Source organism: Nitrincola sp. A-D6 (assembly GCF_000764495.1).
GTDB lineage: Bacteria > Pseudomonadota > Gammaproteobacteria > Pseudomonadales > Balneatricaceae > Nitrincola.
The window spans coordinates 1-2875 of record NZ_JRLB01000093.1; the positions used below are offsets into that span (position 1 = coordinate 1).

The 2875-nt window shown below is 51.6% G+C and carries 1 protein-coding gene and 1 pseudogene; both read left to right on the forward strand.

Annotated features, from left to right (window positions below; translation table 11 throughout):
* Positions 1 to 433: 433 nt before the first annotated feature.
* Positions 434 to 628, forward strand: a complete 195-nt coding sequence (locus tag LH51_RS14825; protein ID WP_036523518.1) for a hypothetical protein — start codon at positions 434 to 436, stop codon at positions 626 to 628.
* A 99-nt stretch (positions 629 to 727) separates the two neighbouring features.
* Positions 728 to 2841: pseudogene (locus LH51_RS14830) on the forward strand (YgiQ family radical SAM protein).
* Positions 2842 to 2875 lie beyond the last annotated feature (34 nt).

A 2875-nucleotide genomic window follows, 5' to 3' on the forward strand; every position in this document is an offset into this window, starting at 1 on the left:
GCTAATTGCATCCAGCCACTTATTGCGTGAGTATTTTCCTTGCCAGCAGGTTTTACCCTGACGGTCAGCACCATGAACATGAAAAACAGACTTTGCAATATCAACACCAACACGGATAATAGTCATCTGGGCTTCTCCTCATCGTTAGATGGTTTGTGGTCTACTCACCATTTTGGCACATAGATGCCGGTTAGGTGAGGAGGAGTCCATCCCATTGTGTCACACCAAAGTGATACCACCACCCCAGCGAGGCACAATCTAGCGTGTTACACCAAAGTGATACCACCCCAGTGAGGCACAACCCCGCGAGGCACAACCTAGCATGTCACACCAAAGCGATACCACCACTCTGGCGAGGCACAACCTGGTGTGCCACACTAACGTAATGCCGCCACCCAGCGAAGCACCTGTTTGACACGCCATAGGAGGAAATATGCGCCATTATCTGTTAATATGTCTGGCTGTTTTTTTGTTGGCCATCACGCACTCAGCCATCGCTGATGAAGCGGATCAGTCTTCGTTACCTGAAGCACCAGTTACAACAGAAACCGAGCAGGAAGAAGACCCGCGCGCCAGTTTTATACCCTATGTAGAACCTGAGCTTGATCTGGGTTTGTGCGATAGCTAATAACACCTAATTGAGTTTTACATGACCCAGGTATTCACCCCGATTCACACACGCCCTGCATTTCGACAGAGCCAATCCAAAGCGGCCCCGTTTTTGCCCATGAGCCGCCAGGAAATGCAACAGCTGGGATGGGATGCCTGTGACATTATTCTGGTAACGGGTGATGCCTATGTGGATCATCCGTCATTTGGTATGGCCATTATCGGACGCCTGTTAGAAGCGCAGGGATTTCGTGTTGGCATTATTGCCCAGCCGGATTGGCACTCAGCGGAACCTTTTAAGGCGCTGGGCAAGCCTGGTCTGTTTTTTGGTATTGCCGCTGGCAATATGGACTCGATGATCAACCGCTATACCGCTGATCGCAAAATCCGCTCTGATGATGCCTATACGCCGGGAAATGTCGCGGGTAAGCGACCGGATCGTGCCAGTATTGTCTATAGCCAGCGCTGTCGTGAAGCTTATAAGGATGTGCCGCTGGTACTGGGTGGGATCGAAGCCTCATTGCGTCGTATTGCACATTATGATTATTGGCAGGATAAAGTCCGCCGTTCTATTTTACTGGATTCACGTGCGGATCTGCTGTTGTACGGTAATGCGGAACGCGCCGTGGTCGAGGTGGCACATCGCCTGGCGGCTGGCGACCCCATCGATAGCCTGCGTGATATCCGTGGTACCGCCTTTGTGCGTAAGGATACACCGGAACACTGGATGGAAATCGATTCAACCCGTATTGACCGTCCGGGCAAAATCGACAAGATAATCAATCCCTACGTTAATACCCGTGATCTGCCCGAGTGTGAAATTGAGCAGCGCAGCAGCGGTGAAGACGCTGAGATGGATGCAGACGATGAAGTGCAGGTATTGCATATTGAATCCCGCGTGCGTCTGGATCGTAGCAAAACCGTTATACGCATTCCGTCGTTTGAAAAAGTCAGTAAGGACCCTGTGCTCTATGCGCATGCCAGTCGGGTATTGCATCTGGAAACCAACCCAGGCAATGCACGGGCGTTGGTACAGTTACATGGTGATCAGGAGGTCTGGCTGAACCCGCCGCCTATCCCCTTGACCACCGACGAGATGGATTATGTCTTTGATCTGCCCTATGCCCGAATTCCACATCCGAGCTACGGTAAAGCCGAGATCCCGGCTTATAAAATGATCCGCTTCTCCGTCAATATTATGCGCGGCTGTTTTGGCGGCTGTACTTTTTGCTCCATTACCGAGCATGAAGGACGGATTATTCAGAACCGCTCACAAACCTCGATTATTAAAGAGATTGAACAGATCCGTGACAAGGTGCCGGGATTTACCGGAGTAATCTCGGATCTGGGTGGTCCGACCGCCAATATGTACCGGATCGCCTGTAAAACTACCGAAATTGAAGCGGCTTGCCGCAAACCTTCCTGTGTCTATCCGGGCATATGTCCGAACTTGAATACCGACCATTCAGCGCTGACCCAGTTATACCGGGATGCGCGCAAGCTCAAAGGGGTGAAAAAAATACTCATTGCCTCAGGCTTGCGTTATGACCTGGCGGTTGAAGATCCGGAGTATGTACGTGAACTGGTGACCCATCATGTCGGCGGTTATCTGAAAATAGCCCCGGAGCATACTGAGCAGGGTCCGCTGGATAAAATGATGAAGCCGGGAATCGGCACCTACGATACCTTCAAGAAGATGTTTGAGCGCTTTTCCAAGGAAGCGGGCAAAGATCAGTATTTGATTCCCTATTTTATTGCCGCACATCCAGGCACCACCGATACGGATATGCTTAACCTGGCACTTTGGCTGAAAGCCAACGGCTTTAAAGCGACCAGGTACAGGCCTTCTATCCTTCTCCTATGGCCACCGCGACAGCGATGTACCATACCGGACGTAATCCCTTGCGGCGTCTTTCGTATAAGAAAAGCGCGGAGAAGGTGGATAGTGTCAAAGGTGAACGACAGCGCCGTCTGCATAAAGCATTTTTACGCTGGCATGATCCGGAAAACTGGCCGTTGCTGCGTGAAGCGCTTAAGTCGATGGGGCGCACAGATTTGATCGGTTCAGGTGAGCAGCAGTTGATACCTGAAGCGGAGGCTGTTGATGTTTACCCAGGACAGCGCCGCAAAAATACAGCGCGTCCTGCACACGCAGCCAAAGGTCAGTTGCTGACGCAGCATACCGGCTACCGCCGCGCGCACACAAGGGGGCAAAAAAATCCAGGCCGGTGACAGCAGGGCGCAGAAAGGGATGAAATTTTTGCAA

Bases quoted from the DNA above. Each gene is read 5' to 3' on its own strand.
- LH51_RS14825 (WP_036523518.1), top strand. From the start codon at position 434: ATGCGCCATTATCTGTTAATATGTCTGGCTGTTTTTTTGTTGGCCATC.